Origin of the sequence: Pseudomonas sp. NPDC090208 (genome assembly GCF_044746785.1) — a bacterium.
In the GTDB taxonomy this organism is placed as follows: Bacteria; Pseudomonadota; Gammaproteobacteria; order Pseudomonadales; family Pseudomonadaceae; genus Aquipseudomonas.
Map to the genome: position 1 here is coordinate 224047 of NZ_JBIVCU010000007.1, position 17283 is coordinate 241329.

Consider the following 17283-nt stretch of genomic DNA (forward strand, 5'->3'; position numbering starts at 1 on the left):
CTGCCTGCGAAGTTTCTGTGCACGCTCGACCCTGGAGTACCGGATGATGACCAACCTGACGCTCGACACGACCACCGGCAAACCAGCCAGGCCGCCGCTGATTCCGCTGTCCCTGCTGCCGCGCCTGGCCGGCTTCAGCGTGCTGTTCTTCATTGTCTGGCTGCTGTTTTCCACGCTGTTCAAGCCACTGCTGTCGTCTTCGGCGACCCGGGCAATTCTCAATGCGCCGGTGCTGCTGCTGACCACGCCCATCGACGGCACCGTCACCCGCCTGACGCTCAAGCCCGGCGAGTCGTTCGACAAGGGGCAGACCATCGCCACCATCGAAAACCCTCGGGCCAACCAGGAAACCCTGCTGGCCCTGCAGACCCGTCGGCTGACGCTGGAGCAGCAACTGGCGTCGCTGAAAAGCCAGGCCGAGCACGACCAGCAGTTCTACGACTCGCTGGAAAAAACCAGCCAGCAATACCAGAGCGCCTACCGCACCCGTCAGCTCTACACCCAGCGCGCGCTTCAGGCCGAAAGCAGCGCCGCCGCGGCCCGCCTGCAGGACGCCCGCGCCACGTTGACGCGCAATCAGGAGCTGTACCGCCAGGGCGCCGTGAGTGAAGCGACCGTAACGGCATCGCGGGCGCAACTGGCGTCGTTGCAGGGCGCCGCCGAATCGATCCGCTCGCAGCTGCGGATCAACAGCGGCGACGTGTCGGCGGCCAGCGAGCAGGTCTACCTCGACCCCGATCAGTTGCGCATGTACGACCTGCAAGCGCAGATGACCACCCTGCAACTGAGCCTGACCAATCAGGCGAAGAACCGCGCCACCCAGCAGCAGGAGCTGGACAACCTCAATCACCTGATCGACACCGAGCAGAAACGGGTCAGCCTGATGGCAGCCTATGACGTGGTGGCCTACGCACCGGGCACCGTGCAGGAGCTGATCGCGCCGCAGGGCACGCTGGTGCGCGCCGGCTCCACGCTGCTGCGCGCCACCCAGTGCGACCAGAGCAACGTGATCGCCGTGTTCCCCGAGCGCATGGCCAGCAAGATCAGCCGCGAAACCCAGCTGACGGTCAACGTCGCCGGCCTCGACGAACCGCTCAAGGCCCACGTACTGCAATTGCTGTCGAGCCCCACCGACACCCAGTCGGCCAGTTACAGCGTGCCGTTCCCCTACGCCGAGCAAAACGCGGTGTACGTGGTCGGCGCCTTTGACGGCGAGCTGACGGCAGCGCAACGCAGCAAGGTCTGCAACCCCGGCAACTGGGTGACCGCCGAGGTATCGCAATGAAACGTCTGGGTGTGGGCTTGCTGCTGAGCGTGTTCGTCACCTCGGCACTGGCCGTGCAAAGCCGTCCGCAGCTGTTGCAACTGACCTGCAACGCTCTGGATCAAGCCGTCGGTGCGCTGCCGGAAGGCCCGGTGCTACTGGCCAGTTACCCGCCGCTCAAGGGCAAGACCACCGACATCATCGCCCTGCGTGGCGTGGCCTTCACCTATGACAACGCGCTGGCCAGCATTGCCCTGTACGGCTGCGGCAAACCCCAGGCGGCCGGGCGCATCGCCGATGCGCTGGCCTACGCCACCGAACATGACCCCGACTACGACGACGGTCGCCTGCGCAACGCCTACGCCGCCGGCGCGGTGAAAACCTCCGGGGCGATCGTATTGCCCGGCTACTGGAGCCGCGAACGCAACGCCTGGAATCAGGACGCCTATCAGGTCGGCAGCGCCACCGGCAATCAGGCCTGGGCGGCGCTGGCCTTGCTGGAGGCTTATCGGCAGACCGAACAGCCGCGCTACCTGCAAGCGGCACGCAAGGTGCTGACCTGGACCCGCAACCACACCTACGACAGCCAGACGCCCGCCGGTTTCATCGGCGGCTACTACGGCTACCCGCCGAACCCAGTGCGCCAGGGCTGGAAATCCACCGAGCACAACGTCGATCTGGCCGCCGCCTGGAGCGCCCTGGAGCGCATCGACACCAACCCGGACAGCGCCAGCCAGGCGCGTCTGGCCCGGCAGTTCGTCGACAGCCAGTGGCTGGCCAGCGAAGGCCGCTTTCTGATCGGCACCCTGCCGGACGGTCAGACCGCCGAATACCAGCGCTCGGGACTGGATGCGCAGATCTGGCCGCTGATCGCCCTGAGCAATCCGCCCGCCGACTGGTCGCGGGTGTTCGGCTTCGTCGATCAGGCCCACCGTTTCGGCGGCGGTTACGGCTTCAACCGCGAGCCCGATGGCCTGTGGACCGAAGGCACCGCCCAGGCCGCCGCCGTGGCGCAACTCACCGGCGCCGACGACAAGGCGCGGCCGCTGTGGAAGCTGCTGGTCGCCCAGCAGGCCGCCGATGGCTGGCTGTTCGCCACGCCGCAGACCCGCATCAGCACCGGCCTGGCCATCGGCCCGGATTCCACCAGCAACGACTTTTTCTACTATCACCTGCCTCATCTGGGCGCCACCGCCTGGGCCGCCATCGCGGCCAGTGGCGTCAATCCGTTTACCGGCGCTCAGGAGGCCAACTGACATGCACGCACTCGACGCCTTGCAACTGTGGCAGCTCAACCTCGGCACCCTGACGATGGTGGTGCTGTTCGCCGTGCTGACCCACCGCGATCAATGGGGTGCGCGGGCAGTGTTCGGGGTCATGACCGCCCTGCTGCTGATCAACTACGTGATCTGGCGCGTGCGCGAAACCCTGCCGGACATCCATGCCGGCTTCGCCACGCTGTGGTCGTACACTTTTCTGTTTTTCGAGCTGCTGGCGATCACCTACACGCTGGTGTCGATCGTGGTCATGCTGGTGCGCAGCGACCACAGCGGTCGTGCCGATGCCGGAGCCGAACGCCTGCGCGCCGCCGGGCGCGACGTGCCGGCGGTGGACGTGTTCATCTGCACCTATAACGAAGGCCTGGAGGTGCTGGAGAAAACCATCATCGCCGCCAAGGCCATGGATTACCCCAACTTCAATGTCTGGGTGCTCGACGACACCCGCCGCGACTGGCTGCGCGACTATTGCGCGCAGATGGGTGTGTATTACGCCCGCCGCCCGGACAACAGCCACGCCAAGGCCGGCAACCTGAACAACGGCCTGCGCCAGTCCGCCGCCTCGACCAACGCACCGTACATTCTGGTGCTGGACGCCGACTTCGCGCCGCAGCAGCCGATTTTGCTGCGCACCCTCGGCCTGTTCGAAGACCCGAAAGTCGCGCTGGTGCAGACCCCGCAGTTCTACTACAACCCCGATCCGATCCAGCACAACCTCGGCTCGGAAACCTGTTGGGTCGACGAGCAGCGGGTGTTCTTCGACGTCTATCAGCCGGCCAAGGATGGCTGGGATGCGGCATTCTGCGTCGGCACCTCGTTCGTGGTACGGCGTGACCGCATCGAAGAAATCGGCGGCTTCCCCACCGGTTCCGTGTGCGAAGACATCTACACCACCTATCGCCTGTTGCAGAAAGGCTACGTCACCCGCTGGCTCAACGAGCGGCTGTCCATCGGTCTGTCCGCCGAAGGCCTGACCGAGTACATCAACCAGCGCGGCCGCTGGTGCCTGGGCACGATTCAGGTGGCGCTGCTGCCGGACGGTCCGCTGCGCGGGCGCGGCTACAGCCTCAACGACCGCCTGCATTACATCCACGGCATGCTGCACTGGTTCTCCAAGCCGTTCATTCTGATGATGCTGATTTCGCCGTTGCTCTATTGGTACTTCGGCATCGCCGGGTTCTATGCCAAGCCGGTGGATTTCCTCGCCTTCGGCATGCCGGCGCTGATCGCCTTCTGGGGTTACGGCACCTGGGTCACCGACCGGCGCACCCTGCCGATCTTCACCGAGGTCACGCAGATCGTCGCCTCGCTGGCGGTCACCGCGACCATCGTCAGCGCGCTGATCCGCCCGTTCGGCCGGCCGTTCAAGGTTACTGCCAAAGGCATTGATCGCTCGAAGGCGGTGGTTCACTGGAAGCTGTTCGGGTTCTTTTTCTTCCTCACCCTGTTCGCGCAGATCGGCGCCTTCACCGCGATTGCCACTGCCGACGCCTTCGACGGCAACATGCAGTTCAACCTGTGCTGGACGGTGGTGGCACTGGTCTACAACGTCGCCACTCTGGTGGCCTGCGTCGACCGCCCGCGCTTGCATGGCGAAGAGCGATTCCCCTTTACCAAGCCGGCCGGGCTGCACCTGGCCGGGCGCATGTTCGCCGGGCGACTGACCGATATTTCCATCACCGGCGCGTCGTTCGCCTGCGAGCATTCGGCGCGGATCAAGCCGGGGCTGCGCGGCACAGTGTGGGTCAACAAGGTCGGGCGGGTGCCAGTGGAAGTCAGGCGGCAGACCGGCGATGGCCGCCTTGGTCTGCAGTTTGTCGATCTGGACGAAACGCTGCGCCAACGTCTGATTGGCCGGTTGTTCAGCGACGCCAACACCAACGTTGCCGGCAAGGCTGAACCGGTGGTTGCGTTCAGCAGCCTGCTGCGCCGTTCACTGATTGGCGAGAAGCGTCCGCCGCAACCTATGCGCAGCCGTCGCGCCCGCCAGCAACGCCGTGGCCGTCGGCCGCTGCCGGGTTTCAACAAGGTCAACCTGCGCCTGCCCGCCGGCCCCGCGCCGCGTATGTCAGCACCGAGGAGCGATGTGCTGGCGGTGGTGCTGGCGCAATTGCGCGCGTTGTTCGGGATGCGGTTGTAGAGCGTCTGAAAAACAGTTGCCGGATGCCATGAATTGCATTTGATTCTGGCCAAAGGCCGTGGGAGCCGGCTTGCTGGCGATCGGCTGCGCAGCAGTCGTCAACCCGGAGAGTGAAGTATGTCTGACACCACAAGGTCGACCGGTTTTGCTGTCGGTTCCCGACAGTTCGCCAGCAAGCCGGCTCCCACGCCCTTCGGGCAAAAACCGGGTTGCCTCGCGCTCAGTGTTCTGACCCTGGTCCTCCTCGGCGGTTGCTCGCTGGAGCCGACCTACGAACGCCCCGAAGCGCCCATCGATCAGCAATGGCCGAGCAACCTTCAAGGGGCTGCCGATCCCAAGCTGGCGTTTCAGGAGGACTGGCACAGCTTCATCACCGATCCGCGCCTGCGTCAGGTGATCGACCTGGCCCTGGAAAACAACCGCAGCCTGCGCCAGTACGCCGCCTCGGTGGAAGAGTCCCGCGCCGAAGCTTCCGGCGCGCGCGGCGCGCTGTTTCCGTCCATTGGCCTGAACACTTACGCCGGGCGCAGCAAGATTCCGCCGCTGGTGCGCACCCAGGGTGGCGGGGTCAGTTCCGGGAGCACAGACAACACGTTTCAAGCCACTGCCGGGTTTACCTCCTACGAACTGGATCTGTTCGGCCGTCTGCGCAGCCAGCGCAACGCCGCCGATGCGCGCTTCGAGGCCAGCGCGGCGGATTATCAGACAGCGCGGCTGGGCCTGATCGGTGAAGTGACCAGCACCTGGCTGACCCTGAAGGCCAATCAGAGCCTGCTCAATCTGGCCCAGTCCACCTACGACGCCCAGGCCCATTACGGCGAATTGCTGCGCAGCAGCTACAACCTCGGTTCGACGGCGCGGATCGATGTGCATCAGGGCGACGCCATGACCAATACCGCCGCCGTACAGGTCAACAGCTACCGGCTGAAAGTGGCGCAGAACCTCAATGCCCTGCGGGTGCTGGTCGGCCAGCCGTTGCCGGAATCGCTCCTGCCGGTCGGCGAACTGGGCAAGACCCTGGCCACCGCCGACGTGCCCGCCGGTCTGCCGTCCAGCCTGATTCAGCGGCGCCCCGACATCATGTCCGCCGAAGCGCTGTTGCGCGCATCCAACGCCGACATCGGCGCGGCGCGCAGTGCGTATTTCCCGACCCTGTCGCTGACCGGTGCGCTGGGCAGCCTCAGCGGCGATTTCTCGAAACTGTTCACCGGGCCTGCGGAGTTCTGGCAACTGGCGGCCGCCGGCTCCATGACCCTGCTCGACGGTGGTCAGCGCCGCGCCGGTGTCGACGCCAGCCGCGCCCGTCACGACGCCAATATCGCGGCCTACGAAGGCACCGTGCAGAACGCCTTCCGCGAAGCCGCCGACGCCCTCAGCGCCCGTCAGGAAATGCTCTCGCAGGTGACCGCGCAGCAGCGACTGGTCGGTGATTATCAGGAGGCGTACCGCCAGTCACGGCTGCGTTTCGAGGCCGGGCTCGACAGCTACTTTTCGACCATGGACGCACAACGCTCGCTGTTCGCCGCCCAGCAGGAATGGCTGAATCTGGAACTGGCGCGGGAGGTCAATCAGATCAATCTGTACAAGGCGCTGGGTGGGGGGTGGAGTCCGCAGCAGGCAAAACTGGCGAGCAATCTGTAACCCGGAAGGCTACGGGAGTCGCGACTCCACCCGATCTGTAGGAGCTGGCTTGCCCTGCGATCGGCGGGGAACCCGTCGTAGAACCCGACGACTTTGCAATCCTGACACACTGCATACTCCGGATTTACGACTGCTGCGCAGCCGCTCGCAGGGCAAGCCAGCTCCTACAGGGGGCACCGAGTAAAACCCTCTCGCGCGGTGTACCTGACAAGGCCAATTCGGATGGATTGACTGCCGGTTCCCGGCAGGTCGCGGGACAAGCCGCGCTCCTACAGGGAATGCTTTACGGCAGGTAAATACTGAACAACCCACCGCCCAGCTCGCCGCCGTTGGCGATTTCGATGTGGCCATGCACACCCTGGCGCTGGTGCTGACGGGCGATGTGTGCCGCGAAGTACAGGCCCAGACCGGTGCTGCCGCTGCTCTGCTTGATGCCCAGCACCAGGTCGCTCTGCTGTTCGAGCATCTGCGCCGGAAAGCCTGCGCCGTCGTCGTTGACCCGGATCACCAGTTGCTCACCCACCTGTCCGGCGCTGATCAGCACTTCGCTGCGGGCGTAACGGATGGCGTTGATCACCACGTTGGAAATCACCGAGCCGACCAGTTCGCGGTCGAAGAACCCCGGCAGGCCGAAATCGTCCACCTCGTAGCGGGCGACGATGCCCCGGCTGGCGAGCACTTCCTGATGGAACGCCAGCTGCGCTTCGATGAAGTCGTCCAGCTCGTGGTAGTCCGGGCGCAACGGCAACTGGTTGACGCCCATTTTGTACAAGCCCAGCAACTGCACGAGCATGCCGTTGAGGTGGGCGAATTCGTAGTCGATCACGCCCTGCTCCGCCGTGCCCTGATGGGTCGGCGGCAGCAGTTTGACCCACTGGCTGTGGGCCTGGGTCAGCGTCGCCAGCGAGTTCTTCATGTCGTGCACGGTGGAGGCGATCACCATGGAAAAATCCAGCCCCGGATCCTGCTCTTTCATTCGCCGAATGCCCTGAGTCGCAGCTTTTGATAACGCTCGTAACGTGGATCGGTGTCGGGCATCTTGCCGACCGCCTTGAGGCTGTTCTTGCACTCTTGCAGGCTCGCGGTGTCGAGGTTCTGCACGCCGACATGCAGCAGCGACTGGGCCATGTTCAACGCGATACTGATGTTCTTCGGTTGTAGCGCCAGCGCCTTGCGGAACAGGTCCTGGGCTTCGCCCAACTGGCCGGCACGGTAACTGCGGATGCCCTGCATGTTGAGATCGATGGCGGCCTTGCCGGCGCCGAGGATTTCCGGGTCGTCGGTCTGTTTGGCGATGCCTTGCATCACCACCGGGTCGTCGCCGTAGATTTCCGCGCAGCTTTTCAACACACCGGCACCGGCCGATTCCTGACCCAGCTGCTTCAGCTGCGCGGCCACTGCCAGCGCGGCATCGGCACTGAGGAACTGTTCCATGCCTTCCAGCCGGCTCATGGCCTGCTCGGTCAGCTTGGCGGCCATTTCCGGATCGGAGTTGATCACGCTGGTGGCTTTCATCAGCCGCGCACGCACTTGCAGGCCGGCGTCGTTGGCGTGTTCCTTGGCAACATCGCCGAGAGTCTGGTTGATCTCGACCCGCGTGCGCGCATCAAAACCGCGTTCGGCGCCCTTGCTGATCAGGGCTTGCGCCAAACCGAGGTTGGTTTCCGGGTCCTTGAAGCGCGAGAACTGGCCCTGGGAAACCGCCTGACGATAGGCCCGTGAGGCGCCATCATAGTCCTGGTTTTCCAGCGCCAGCTTGCCCAGCAGATGCTGACGGCGCACGGCGTACGGTGACAGGCGCACGGCTTCTTCGAGCATCTTCTGCGCACGGCGGCGGTCGCCGCTGGCAATCAGGACATCCGCCAGACCGTCGAACAGCACCGGCATCGCCGGAAATGCACGAATGGCGTCTTCATAGACACCCTGCGCTTCGGCATGCCGACCGCGCTTGTACAGCAGCTTGCCCAGCGCCGAGTACGTCCAAGGCTGCGGGCGGTCGGCGATGATCGACTTGAGGAAGGCTTCCAGCGGCTCGTTCTGATTCAGGTCGCGCAGCGCATCGGCCTTGTAGCGCAGGCACAACGGCGCAAAACGCGGGTCCTGTTTGGTCAGGTTGACGCAGGCAGCCAGCACCTCGGCCGGTTTGCCACGGTCCAGCGCCTGCAGAATCGGCTTGAGCAGGTTCTTGCGCTGGACGATCTTTTCCAGACGCTGGGCAAGGCTGGCGCGGTTGAACGGTTTGGTCAGGTAGGCATCCGGCTCCCACTCCAGCGCACTCATGACCATCGCCTGGCTGTTTTCGGCGGTGACCATGACGAACACGCTTTCGTGGCTGATGAGCTTGTCGGTCATCAGGTCTTCGAGCACCTGCTGGCCGTTCTTCTTGCCGTCGCCCAGATTGAAATCGTGCAGGATGAAGTCGTAGCGCTTCTGCGAGCACATCTTCAGCGCCTGCTCGCCATTGTCGGCGGTGTCTACTTCCTTGACGCCCAATTCGCGCAGCATCGAGCGGACCGAACTGCGGAAATCGGAGAAATCATCGACGATCAGAAAGCTTTTTTGGTTCCACGCCAGCATCGAGATTCCTGTCAAGCGAGTAAAAATCGGCCCTCGGGCCATTACACAACGGGCTACAGCACCGTCCCACCGCCTGGTTTTCTCGGCGGTGCAGATGATAGCCAACATCAATTCGCCATCAAGTTATTTCAGGCAAACCGGGCACACTTTCGCTGCGACAAGACGCCGCTTGCCCCGGTTATCGGCTAAGCCATGGCAAAGCTTAGGCGATTACAGCAGGAAAACAGTGAAATGACGCCCTTCATCATAGTTATTTCAAAATGTGTAAAGTCCGCCTCACCCCCGCCGATACGCCGTAAAGCGGGAGCCGTCCTGCCGACTGCCTACCTTTCCGACCCCGAGTAGCCCCCATGTCCTGGCTGATCAACCTGAAACTCAAATCCAAGCTGCTGTCTGCTTTTTGTCTGTGCGCGCTGATCACCATCGTGGTGGGCGTGCTGGGACAGTCCGGTATCACGCGTCTATATGATCTGTTCCAGAACACGGTGAGCAACAACCTGCTGTCGATTGCCAAGGTCGACTCGGTCAAGGCCAACGTCATCGCTACCAACCGCGACTTCTTCAAGGTCATCGCCCTCAGCGCGCTCAAGGCCAGCCCCGACGAGATCAACTCGGCGCTGCAGTCGTTCCGCGAAAATCAGGCCCAGGCCGATACTGATTTCAGGATCTACCGTGGCACACCGCTACAGGCCGACGAAAAAGCCGCCGGTGACGATTTCGAGCGCGACTGGCAAGCCTACATTTCCGCTGCGCAGAACGCCCTCGCTGCCGTGCAGAGTGGCGACATCGAGCAGGCCGGCAAGCTGGCGGCAAACAACGTCACCCCGGTCTACCGCAAGACCATGGGCGAACTGAAGATCATCATCGAATCCAACGCCCGCCAGGCCAATGAATCCAGCGCCGCTGGCGTCGCCACCAACAGCCAGGTGAGCTGGATACTGATGGTCGGCTCGCTGATTGCGGTGATCAGCGCCATTGCTCTGGGCCTGATCGTCACCCGCATGATCACCCGCCCGATCTATCTGTCGGTGGAAAGCGCCTCGCGGGTCGCCAGCGGTGACCTGACCCAGGCCATCGTCGCCCAGGGCCAGGACGAAACCGGGCAACTGCTCAAGGCGCTGTCGCACATGCAAGGCAGCCTTAAAGGCACGGTGCAACAGATTGCCAGCGCCTCGGACCAACTGGCCTCGGCTGCCGAAGAACTGACGGCGGTCACCGACGACAGCACCCGTGGCCTGCAACGCCAGAACGACGAGATCCAGCAGGCCGCTACGGCGGTCAATGAAATGACCGCTGCCGTGGAAGAAGTCGCGCGCAACGCCGCCAGCGCCTCGCAAGTCTCGGCCCAGACCGCCACTGACGCCCTCAAGGGTCAGCAGCAGGTGCAACAGGCGGTCACGGCGATGAACACCATGACCGTGGAAATCAACGACTCGACCCAGCGCGTCGAAGCCCTGGCCGGCCAGATCCGCGACATCACCAAAGTCCTCGACGTGATTCGCGGTATTGCCGAACAGACCAACCTGCTGGCCCTCAACGCCGCCATCGAAGCCGCCCGCGCGGGTGAACAAGGCCGCGGCTTTGCCGTGGTCGCCGACGAGGTCCGCGCCCTCGCCGCCCGCACCCAGGCGTCCACCGGAGAGATCGAATCGATGATCACCCTGGTCCGCAACGGCGCCGACGAAGCCGTGCAAGCCATGGGCAAGAGTCAGGCCATCGCCGTCAACACCCAGACCCTGGCCACCGAAGCCGGCCGCGCACTGGAACGCATCAGCGAAGGCGTCAGCCAGATCAACGAACGCAACCTGGTCATCGCCAGCGCCGCCGAAGAACAGGCCCAGGTCGCCCGCGAAGTCGACCGCAACCTGGTCAACATCCAGGACCTCTCCGCCCAGACCGCCGCCGGCGCCAACCAGACCAACGCCTCCAGCCAGGAACTCTCGCGCCTGGCGGTGGCTTTCAACGGGATGGTGGGCAAGTTTACGGTTTGATCTGTGTAGGAGTGAACTTGCTCGCGATGGCGGTGGATCAGACAGTGCAGCAGTGTCTGACATGGCCCTTTCGCGAGCAGGGCTCCCTCCCACGGGTTTGAGTCAAGTCATCAAGCATCTATCGACCGGCAAAACGCTGTGCCATGTCTGGCGGTCATCCACATTTTCCGAGACCCCACCGGCCCTGTAGGAGTGAGCTTGCTCGCGATGGCGGTGGATCAGACGGTAAAGCAGTGCCTGAAATGGCCTCTTCGCGAGCAGGGCTCCCTCCCACGGGTTTGGGGTCGGGCCATCAAATGTTCATTGGCCGGAAAAACGCTGTATCGGGTCAGCCGGTCATGCGCATTTCTCAAAACCACCACAGCCCCCTGTAGGAGTGAGCTTGCTCGCGATAGCGGTGGATCAGTCAACGCAGCAGTGTCTGACATGACGCCATCGCGAGCAGAGCTCCCTCCCACAGGTTTGGGTCAAGTCATCAAGCATTTATCGACCGCCAAAACGCTGTGTCGGGTCAGCCGGTCATTCATATTTCCCGAGACCACCACCGCCCTCGTAGGAGGGAGCCCTGCTCGCGAAATCGGTAGATCAGTCAACGCAGAACCGTCTGGAACAGGCCCCTCGCAGCCACAATCGCCTACAGCCTGCGGCGGTTTGCCACCAGTGACACATTGGCGTATTGACTAAATCGCCCTGTTATTTGTCGGAAATAACATTTCAGTTATAATCGCCGCCCTCTTGCAGAAGGCCTGGACCTGATGACCGGGCGCTGCGGGGGTGTTTGCTGTTACTCAAGCTGCTGAATCCAATGACCGAATAAAAAGCCAGCGCGGAGGGACACAGAACTCAAGGTTCGTCCCATCGACCTTGAACCCTACCTCCTCGCCCTCAGGGTGCGTACCGGGCTTTCGCTCACGTCAACCGACGTGCCAGCGCCGGTTTCGCCTCGATAAAAAGCGGCAGGCGGTCAACGTTCTATCAATTGGATTACGCAATGTTGAAAACGACGAACAAGGCCCTGCTGGGTCTGGCGATTTCGCTGGGCATGCTGCAGGCACACGCCGCCGAGGCCAAAAAGGTCGACGTGCTGCTGATCGGTGGCGGCATCATGAGTTCGACCCTGGGCGTCTGGCTCAATGAGCTGGAGCCGGGCTGGTCGATGGAAATGATCGAGCGTCTGGACGGTGTCGCCGAAGAAAGCTCCAACGGCTGGAACAACGCCGGTACCGGCCACTCCGGTCTGGCAGAGTTGAACTACACGCCGGAAGACAAAGACGGCAAGGTCAACATTTCCAAAGCCATCGAGATCAACGAGGCTTTCCAGGTCACCCGTCAGTTTCTGGCCTGGCAGGTCAGAAGCGGCGTCCTGAAAAACCCGCATTCGTTCATCAACTCCACGCCGCACATGAGCTTTGTCTGGGGCGATGACAACATCAAGTTCCTGAAGAAGCGCTATGAAGCGCTGCAGGCCAGCCCGCTGTTCCGTCCGATGCAGTATTCCGAAGACCCGGCACAGATCGCCAAATGGGTTCCGCTGATGATGGAAGGCCGTGACCCGAACCAGAAACTGGCGACCACCTGGACGCCGATCGGCACCGACGCCAACTGGGGCGAAGTCACTCGTCAGTACGTTTCCTCGCTGCAGACTCAGTCGAACTTCAAGCTGAAGCTGTCCACCGAAGTCGAAGACATCACGCGCAACGAAGACGGCTCCTGGCATGTCGCGTACAAGAACCTGAAAGACGGTTCCACCAACGCCACCGACGCCAAGTTCGTCTTCATCGGTGCCGGCGGCGGCGCGTTGAAGCTGCTGCAGAAATCCGGCATTCCGGAAGGCCGTGACTACGCTGGCTTCCCGGTGGGCGGTTCGTTCCTGGTGACGGAGAACCCGACCGTCGCCATGCAGCACATGGCCAAGGCCTACGGCATCGCCTCCACCGGCGCGCCACCCATGTCGGTACCGCACCTGGACACCCGCGTGCTGGACGGCAAGCGTGTGATTCTGTTTGGCCCGTTCGCCACGTTCTCCACCAAGTTCCTGAAAGAAGGCTCCTACCTGGACCTGTTCAGCAGCATGACCACCCACAACTTCTGGCCGATGACCAAGGTCGGTATCGAGCAGTACCCGCTGGTCGAGTACCTCGCCGGCCAGCTGATGCTGTCCGACGACGACCGCTTCAAGGCGCTGCAGGAGTACTTCCCGCACGCCAAGAAAGAAGACTGGCGTCTGTGGCAGGCCGGTCAGCGCGTGCAGATCATCAAGCGTGATGCCGAGAAAGGCGGCGTGCTGAAACTGGGCACCGAAGTCGTCTCGTCTCAGGATGGCAGCATCGCTGCGTTGCTGGGCGCATCGCCAGGTGCGTCGACCGCCGCACCGATCATGCTCAACGTGCTGGAGAAGGTGTTCAAGGACAAGGTCGCGACACCTGAGTGGCAAGCCAAGATTCGCCAGGTCGTGCCGAGCTACGGCACCAAGCTGAACGACTCGCCTGCCGCCGTGCAGAAAGAGTGGAATTACACCGCCGAAGTGCTGCAGCTGGACCCGCCGCCGGTCATCGACCAGAGCGTCGGCACCATTCCGTCGGCAACCAAGCCGCTGGAAGACAAGCCTGCGAACGACATGGCGCTGTAATGCCAGACGCCTTGCACATCGGCCTTGATGTGCATCGTTGAAGAAAGCCACGGGGTGAAAGCTCCGTGGCTTTTTTGTGGGTGTTGCGCCGGGAATCATCGCTCGCAGCGAAACCTGTGGGAGCGGGCTCGCCCGCGAAAGCGATCGTTCTGTGGCTGCAATGTTATGCGTGTCACCGCTTTCGCGGGCAAGCCCGCCCCCACAAGTCGCCGCGTTGACACCTTCGCGCGATTAGTTACACCGCATCACAAATGATGTTCCCGCCCTCGTCTTTATCCCTCGCCGGCAACTTTCTAAAGTCCACTCCACCTGCCGCCCCGTCACCCGACGGGGGACAACACTGGAGTCATCGACATGCCTTTCATCAGCGTTCGTATCACCCGCGACGGCGTCACCAAAGAGCAGAAAGCCCAGGTCATCGCAGAAATCACTCAGACCATGCAGACCGTGCTGAACAAGGATCCGCACCTGACCCACATCGTGATCGAAGAGGTCGACACCGATAACTGGGGCTATGCTGGCATCACCACCACCGAGTACCGCAAGACCCTGGCGGAGTCGAAGTCGTGAGCCGCCCGGTCAAAATCGACTTCGTGTCCGATGTCGTGTGCCCCTGGTGTGCCCTTGGCGCTACCGCGCTGGAACAAGCCATAGCGAACCTTGTCGGCGAAGTCGCCGTCGAGCTGACGTACAAGCCCTTCGAACTGAACCCGGACATGCCGGCCGAGGGCGAGCACGCAGTCAAGCACATGATGCGCAAATATGGTCGCACTGCCGAAGAAGTTGCTTCACGCAACGAAATGGTGATCGCCCGCGGGCAAGCCATCGGTTTCCGGTTCGACCTGGAGAAGCGCAGTCACTTCTACAACACCTTCGACGCGCATCGCCTGCTGCTGTGGGCCGTGCAGGAAGGTCGTCAGGTCGAACTGAAAAAGATCCTGCTCAAGGCGTATTTCACCGACGGCCAGAACCCCGGCGACCACTCAACGCTGGTGCGCCTGGCGGCCGAAGCCGGACTGGACACCGAGAAAGCCCGCGAAGTGCTGGCAAGCGGAACGTTCGCCAACGAAGTCCGTGAGCTCGAAACGTTCTATCACGAACGCGGGATCAATTCGGTCCCTGCGATGGTGCTCAACGACCGCCAACTGGTCTCCGGCTCGCAATCGGTCGAGTACTACGAGCAGGTGCTGCGAGAAATGGCACAGGCCACTGCGGCCGCCTGAAACAACGTTTTCCACATCCCTACACATTCATACATTGTCGAGAATCATCATGAGCAATCAGAAAAAAGTAGTCGTAGTCACTGGCGCATCGCAGGGCCTGGGTGCAGGCATCGTCGATGGCTTCCGCAAACTCGGTTATCAGGTCATCGCGACCTCCCGCTCGATCAAACCGTCGACCCACCCGGACATCCTCACCGTGCAGGGCGACATCGGCGATCCGGCGACCGCCGAAAAAGTCATCCGTGAAGGCGTGGCGAAGTTCGGCCGCATCGACAGCCTGGTCAACAACGCCGGTATCTTCGTTGCCAAGCCGTTCACCGAATACACCGCTGAAGACTACGCACAGATCGTTGCGACCAACATGACCAGCTTCTTCCGCATGTCGCAATTGGCCATCGCCCAGATGGAAAAACAAGGCAGCGGCGGGCACGTGGTCAGCATCACGACTACGCTGGTGGACCACGCCATCGAAGGCGTGCCATCGGTCATGGCGTCGCTGACCAAGGGCGGCATGAACGCTGCCACCAAATCCCTGGCCATCGAGTACGCCAAACGCGGCATCCGCGTGAACGCCGTCTCCCCGGGCATCATCAAGACGCCGATGCACGGCGAAGAAACCCACGCGGCACTGGGCGCCCTGCATCCGATGGGCCACATGGGCGAAACCGCCGACATCGTGCAGGCGGTCCTGTACCTGGACAGCGCCAACTTCGTCACCGGCGAGATCCTTCACGTCGATGGCGGCCAGAGCGCCGGTCACTGATACAGAAGCCCCTTGGGTCACGGTTTGCCGAAGCCGGCAGGCCGTGACACGCGGTGTGATGTTGCACAGCTGCAACTGAATCAGCCTCGACATTAAACGGGCGAAACAGACCCGCCCCAAACGCGAGCGACAATTGCATCGACTCGATAGCGAGCGGTCTTGAGTTGCTGGCATTTAACGTAAGGAGCGCATCATGAGCAAAGACATCGACAAAGTGCTGTACACCGCCAAAGTCCATACGTCTGGTGGTCGCGACGGCATCGCCAAAAGCTCGGACGAACAACTTGACATCAAACTGTCCTCGCCGGGCTCCAATCGCCCGGGCACCAACCCCGAGCAACTGTTCGCCGCCGGCTGGTCAGCCTGCTTCATCGGCGCAATCGGGGTGGTCGCGCCGAAAATGGGAGTCAAGGTTCCGGCCGATACAGCCGTCGATACCGAAGTGGACCTGGGGACCAACGAAGGGGGTTACCTGATCCAGGCTCGCCTGAAGGTCAGCCTGCCAGGCCTGGACCGCGACACCGCGCAGAAAGTCGTTGATGCAGCGCATGCCGCGTGCCCTTACTCCAAGGCCACCCGCGGCAACATCAACGCGGTCGTCACGCTGGCCTGAGCCGGACGTGATTAAAAAGCTGCGTGTCTTGATGTAGCGCAGAAGCCGGCTCGATAGCAAATTGCCAACAGTGGTCCTGATGGACCGCTGAGGGCTGACTCGTCCCGGCTTCACACTGACCCGGTCTTTTCGGGCCAATCTGGCGCTACCGCCGCAGTCACTCAATCGTGCCTTCCCCTGCTGGAGGTTCCAAATGAAACTGCAATTGCTCGCCGCCGCCCTGATCATCAGCGGTCTGACCCTTTCCGGTGCCACCCAGGCCGCCGACACCTCGACCACCAAAGCCGCAGCCGGCAAGACCGCTGCCACCAAGAAAGAAGTGATCCTGACCCGCGTCACCCCGGAATACTGGCGTGTCACGTTCCATAACCCGCCGTTCAACATCTATGGCCCGGAAACCATGCCGCAGTTGAACGAAGTGATCACCGCGATCGAATCCGACAGCAAGGTCCGCGTGGTGGTCTTTGAAAGCGACGTGCCGGATTTCTTCCTGACCCACTACGACTTCGTTCCACCGCTCTCCGACACCACCAGCATGCCCAATGGCACCACCGGCCTGCCGCCGCTGCCCGACATGCTGGTGCGCCTGAGCAAGGCTCCCGTGGTGTCGATCGCGAAAATCCGCGGTCGCGCCACGGGTGTCGGCAGTGAGCTGTCCTTGGCCAGCGACATGCGCTTCGCCAGCCGTGAAAAAGCCGTGCTGTCGCAGTGGGAAATCGCCGCCGGCCTGGTGCCCGGCGGCGGCCCCAGTTCGCGCCTGCCGCGCCTGATCGGTCGGGGCCGCGCCCTTGAAGTGCTGCTGACCGGCGAAGACATCAACGGCGACCTCGCCGAGCGTTACGGCTACGTCAACCGCTCGCTGCCAGACGCGCAACTGGACGGCTTCGTCGACGCCATGGCCCGCCGCATCGCCCGCTTCGACCGCGAGACGATTGCCGACATCAAGGCGCTGGTGAACAAGTCCAGTCTGCCGGCCGACGAAGACATCGGCGCCGAATGGAAAGGCTTCATCGATTCGGTCCAGCGTCCCGCCACGCAGAACCGCATCAAGCAACTGATGGACATGGGCCTGCAAGAAAAAGCCGACGTGGAAAAACGCCTGCCGGTCTACACCGGCAAAACCGGCGAAGCCAAATAACCTCGCCGTTTGCGTTACCAGAATCAG

At 62.7% G+C, this 17283-nt stretch carries 13 protein-coding genes; 11 read left to right on the forward strand and 2 right to left on the reverse strand.

Translation table 11 applies throughout. The annotated features are described in order from the left end of the window. Window positions 1-43 precede the first annotated feature (43 nt). From ACIPL0_RS14360 to ACIPL0_RS14375, 4 genes are all read left to right on the forward strand, one after another. Window positions 44-1285, forward strand: coding sequence for an HlyD family secretion protein (locus ACIPL0_RS14360; RefSeq protein ID WP_400597220.1), 1242 nt, complete (start codon window positions 44-46; stop codon window positions 1283-1285). Beyond that, window positions 1282-2520 (forward strand): hypothetical protein, encoded by a 1239-nt coding sequence (locus tag ACIPL0_RS14365; RefSeq protein ID WP_400597219.1) that lies wholly within the window; start codon window positions 1282-1284, stop codon window positions 2518-2520. The genes ACIPL0_RS14360 and ACIPL0_RS14365 overlap by 4 nt, the downstream gene beginning before the upstream one ends. A gap of 1 nt (window position 2521) precedes the next feature. Beyond that, window positions 2522-4681: a glycosyltransferase family 2 protein gene (locus ACIPL0_RS14370; protein ID WP_400597218.1), complete on the forward strand. Its 2160-nt coding sequence runs from the start codon at window positions 2522-2524 to the stop codon at window positions 4679-4681. Between the two features lie 117 nt (window positions 4682-4798). Continuing rightward, a complete protein-coding gene (locus ACIPL0_RS14375) occupies window positions 4799-6322 on the forward strand; it encodes an efflux transporter outer membrane subunit (RefSeq protein WP_400597217.1) in 1524 nt (507 codons plus the stop codon). A 283-nt stretch (window positions 6323-6605) separates the two neighbouring features. Here ACIPL0_RS14375 and ACIPL0_RS14380 read toward each other — a convergent pair whose 3' ends face one another. Then, window positions 6606-7298 (reverse strand): sensor histidine kinase, encoded by a 693-nt coding sequence (locus ACIPL0_RS14380; protein ID WP_400597215.1) that lies wholly within the window; start codon window positions 7296-7298, stop codon window positions 6606-6608. Further along, entirely contained in the window at window positions 7295-8899 is a 1605-nt protein-coding gene (locus ACIPL0_RS14385) for a response regulator (protein WP_400597213.1), read from the reverse strand. The genes ACIPL0_RS14380 and ACIPL0_RS14385 overlap by 4 nt, the downstream gene beginning before the upstream one ends. Before the next feature lie 350 nt (window positions 8900-9249). On the opposite strand from ACIPL0_RS14385, the gene ACIPL0_RS14390 reads away from it, so the two are divergent. The 7 genes from ACIPL0_RS14390 (at window position 9250) to ACIPL0_RS14420 (ending at window position 17256) form a co-directional block, all read left to right on the forward strand. Then, complete coding sequence (locus tag ACIPL0_RS14390; RefSeq protein WP_400597212.1) at window positions 9250-10890, forward strand: methyl-accepting chemotaxis protein; 1641 nt, start codon at window positions 9250-9252, stop codon at window positions 10888-10890. Window positions 10891-11881: 991 nt separating this feature from the next. Continuing rightward, window positions 11882-13519, forward strand: a complete 1638-nt coding sequence (mqo, locus tag ACIPL0_RS14395) for a malate dehydrogenase (quinone) (protein WP_400597211.1) — start codon at window positions 11882-11884, stop codon at window positions 13517-13519. Between the two features lie 354 nt (window positions 13520-13873). Next, window positions 13874-14089: a 4-oxalocrotonate tautomerase family protein gene (locus tag ACIPL0_RS14400; RefSeq protein WP_400597210.1), complete on the forward strand. Its 216-nt coding sequence runs from the start codon at window positions 13874-13876 to the stop codon at window positions 14087-14089. Beyond that, window positions 14086-14742: a DsbA family oxidoreductase gene (locus ACIPL0_RS14405; protein ID WP_400597209.1), complete on the forward strand. Its 657-nt coding sequence runs from the start codon at window positions 14086-14088 to the stop codon at window positions 14740-14742. Before ACIPL0_RS14400 ends, ACIPL0_RS14405 begins: the two co-directional genes overlap by 4 nt. Before the next feature lie 49 nt (window positions 14743-14791). Continuing rightward, window positions 14792-15505, forward strand: coding sequence for an SDR family NAD(P)-dependent oxidoreductase (locus ACIPL0_RS14410; RefSeq protein WP_400597207.1), 714 nt, complete (start codon window positions 14792-14794; stop codon window positions 15503-15505). A 193-nt stretch (window positions 15506-15698) separates the two neighbouring features. After that, the gene (locus ACIPL0_RS14415; RefSeq protein WP_400597206.1) at window positions 15699-16118 is read left to right on the forward strand and encodes an organic hydroperoxide resistance protein; all 420 of its coding nucleotides are present in this window, start codon (window positions 15699-15701) and stop codon (window positions 16116-16118) included. 193 nt (window positions 16119-16311) lie between these two features. Then, window positions 16312-17256 carry an enoyl-CoA hydratase/isomerase family protein gene (locus tag ACIPL0_RS14420; RefSeq protein WP_400597204.1) on the forward strand — a complete coding sequence of 315 codons (945 nt, stop codon included), beginning with the start codon at window positions 16312-16314 and terminating at the stop codon, window positions 17254-17256. Window positions 17257-17283: the final 27 nt, after the last annotated feature.

Coding starts and splice junctions, on each gene's coding strand:
- ACIPL0_RS14360 (WP_400597220.1), top strand. CDS start 44: ATGATGACCAACCTGACGCTCGACACGACCACCGGCAAACCAGCCAGG.
- ACIPL0_RS14365 (WP_400597219.1), top strand. CDS start 1,282: ATGAAACGTCTGGGTGTGGGCTTGCTGCTGAGCGTGTTCGTCACCTCG.
- ACIPL0_RS14370 (WP_400597218.1), top strand. CDS start 2,522: ATGCACGCACTCGACGCCTTGCAACTGTGGCAGCTCAACCTCGGCACC.
- ACIPL0_RS14375 (WP_400597217.1), top strand. CDS start 4,799: ATGTCTGACACCACAAGGTCGACCGGTTTTGCTGTCGGTTCCCGACAG.
- ACIPL0_RS14380 (WP_400597215.1), bottom strand. CDS start 7,298: ATGAAAGAGCAGGATCCGGGGCTGGATTTTTCCATGGTGATCGCCTCC.
- ACIPL0_RS14385 (WP_400597213.1), bottom strand. CDS start 8,899: ATGCTGGCGTGGAACCAAAAAAGCTTTCTGATCGTCGATGATTTCTCC.
- ACIPL0_RS14390 (WP_400597212.1), top strand. CDS start 9,250: ATGTCCTGGCTGATCAACCTGAAACTCAAATCCAAGCTGCTGTCTGCT.
- mqo (WP_400597211.1), top strand. CDS start 11,882: ATGTTGAAAACGACGAACAAGGCCCTGCTGGGTCTGGCGATTTCGCTG.
- ACIPL0_RS14400 (WP_400597210.1), top strand. CDS start 13,874: ATGCCTTTCATCAGCGTTCGTATCACCCGCGACGGCGTCACCAAAGAG.
- ACIPL0_RS14410 (WP_400597207.1), top strand. CDS start 14,792: ATGAGCAATCAGAAAAAAGTAGTCGTAGTCACTGGCGCATCGCAGGGC.
- ACIPL0_RS14415 (WP_400597206.1), top strand. CDS start 15,699: ATGAGCAAAGACATCGACAAAGTGCTGTACACCGCCAAAGTCCATACG.
- ACIPL0_RS14420 (WP_400597204.1), top strand. CDS start 16,312: ATGAAACTGCAATTGCTCGCCGCCGCCCTGATCATCAGCGGTCTGACC.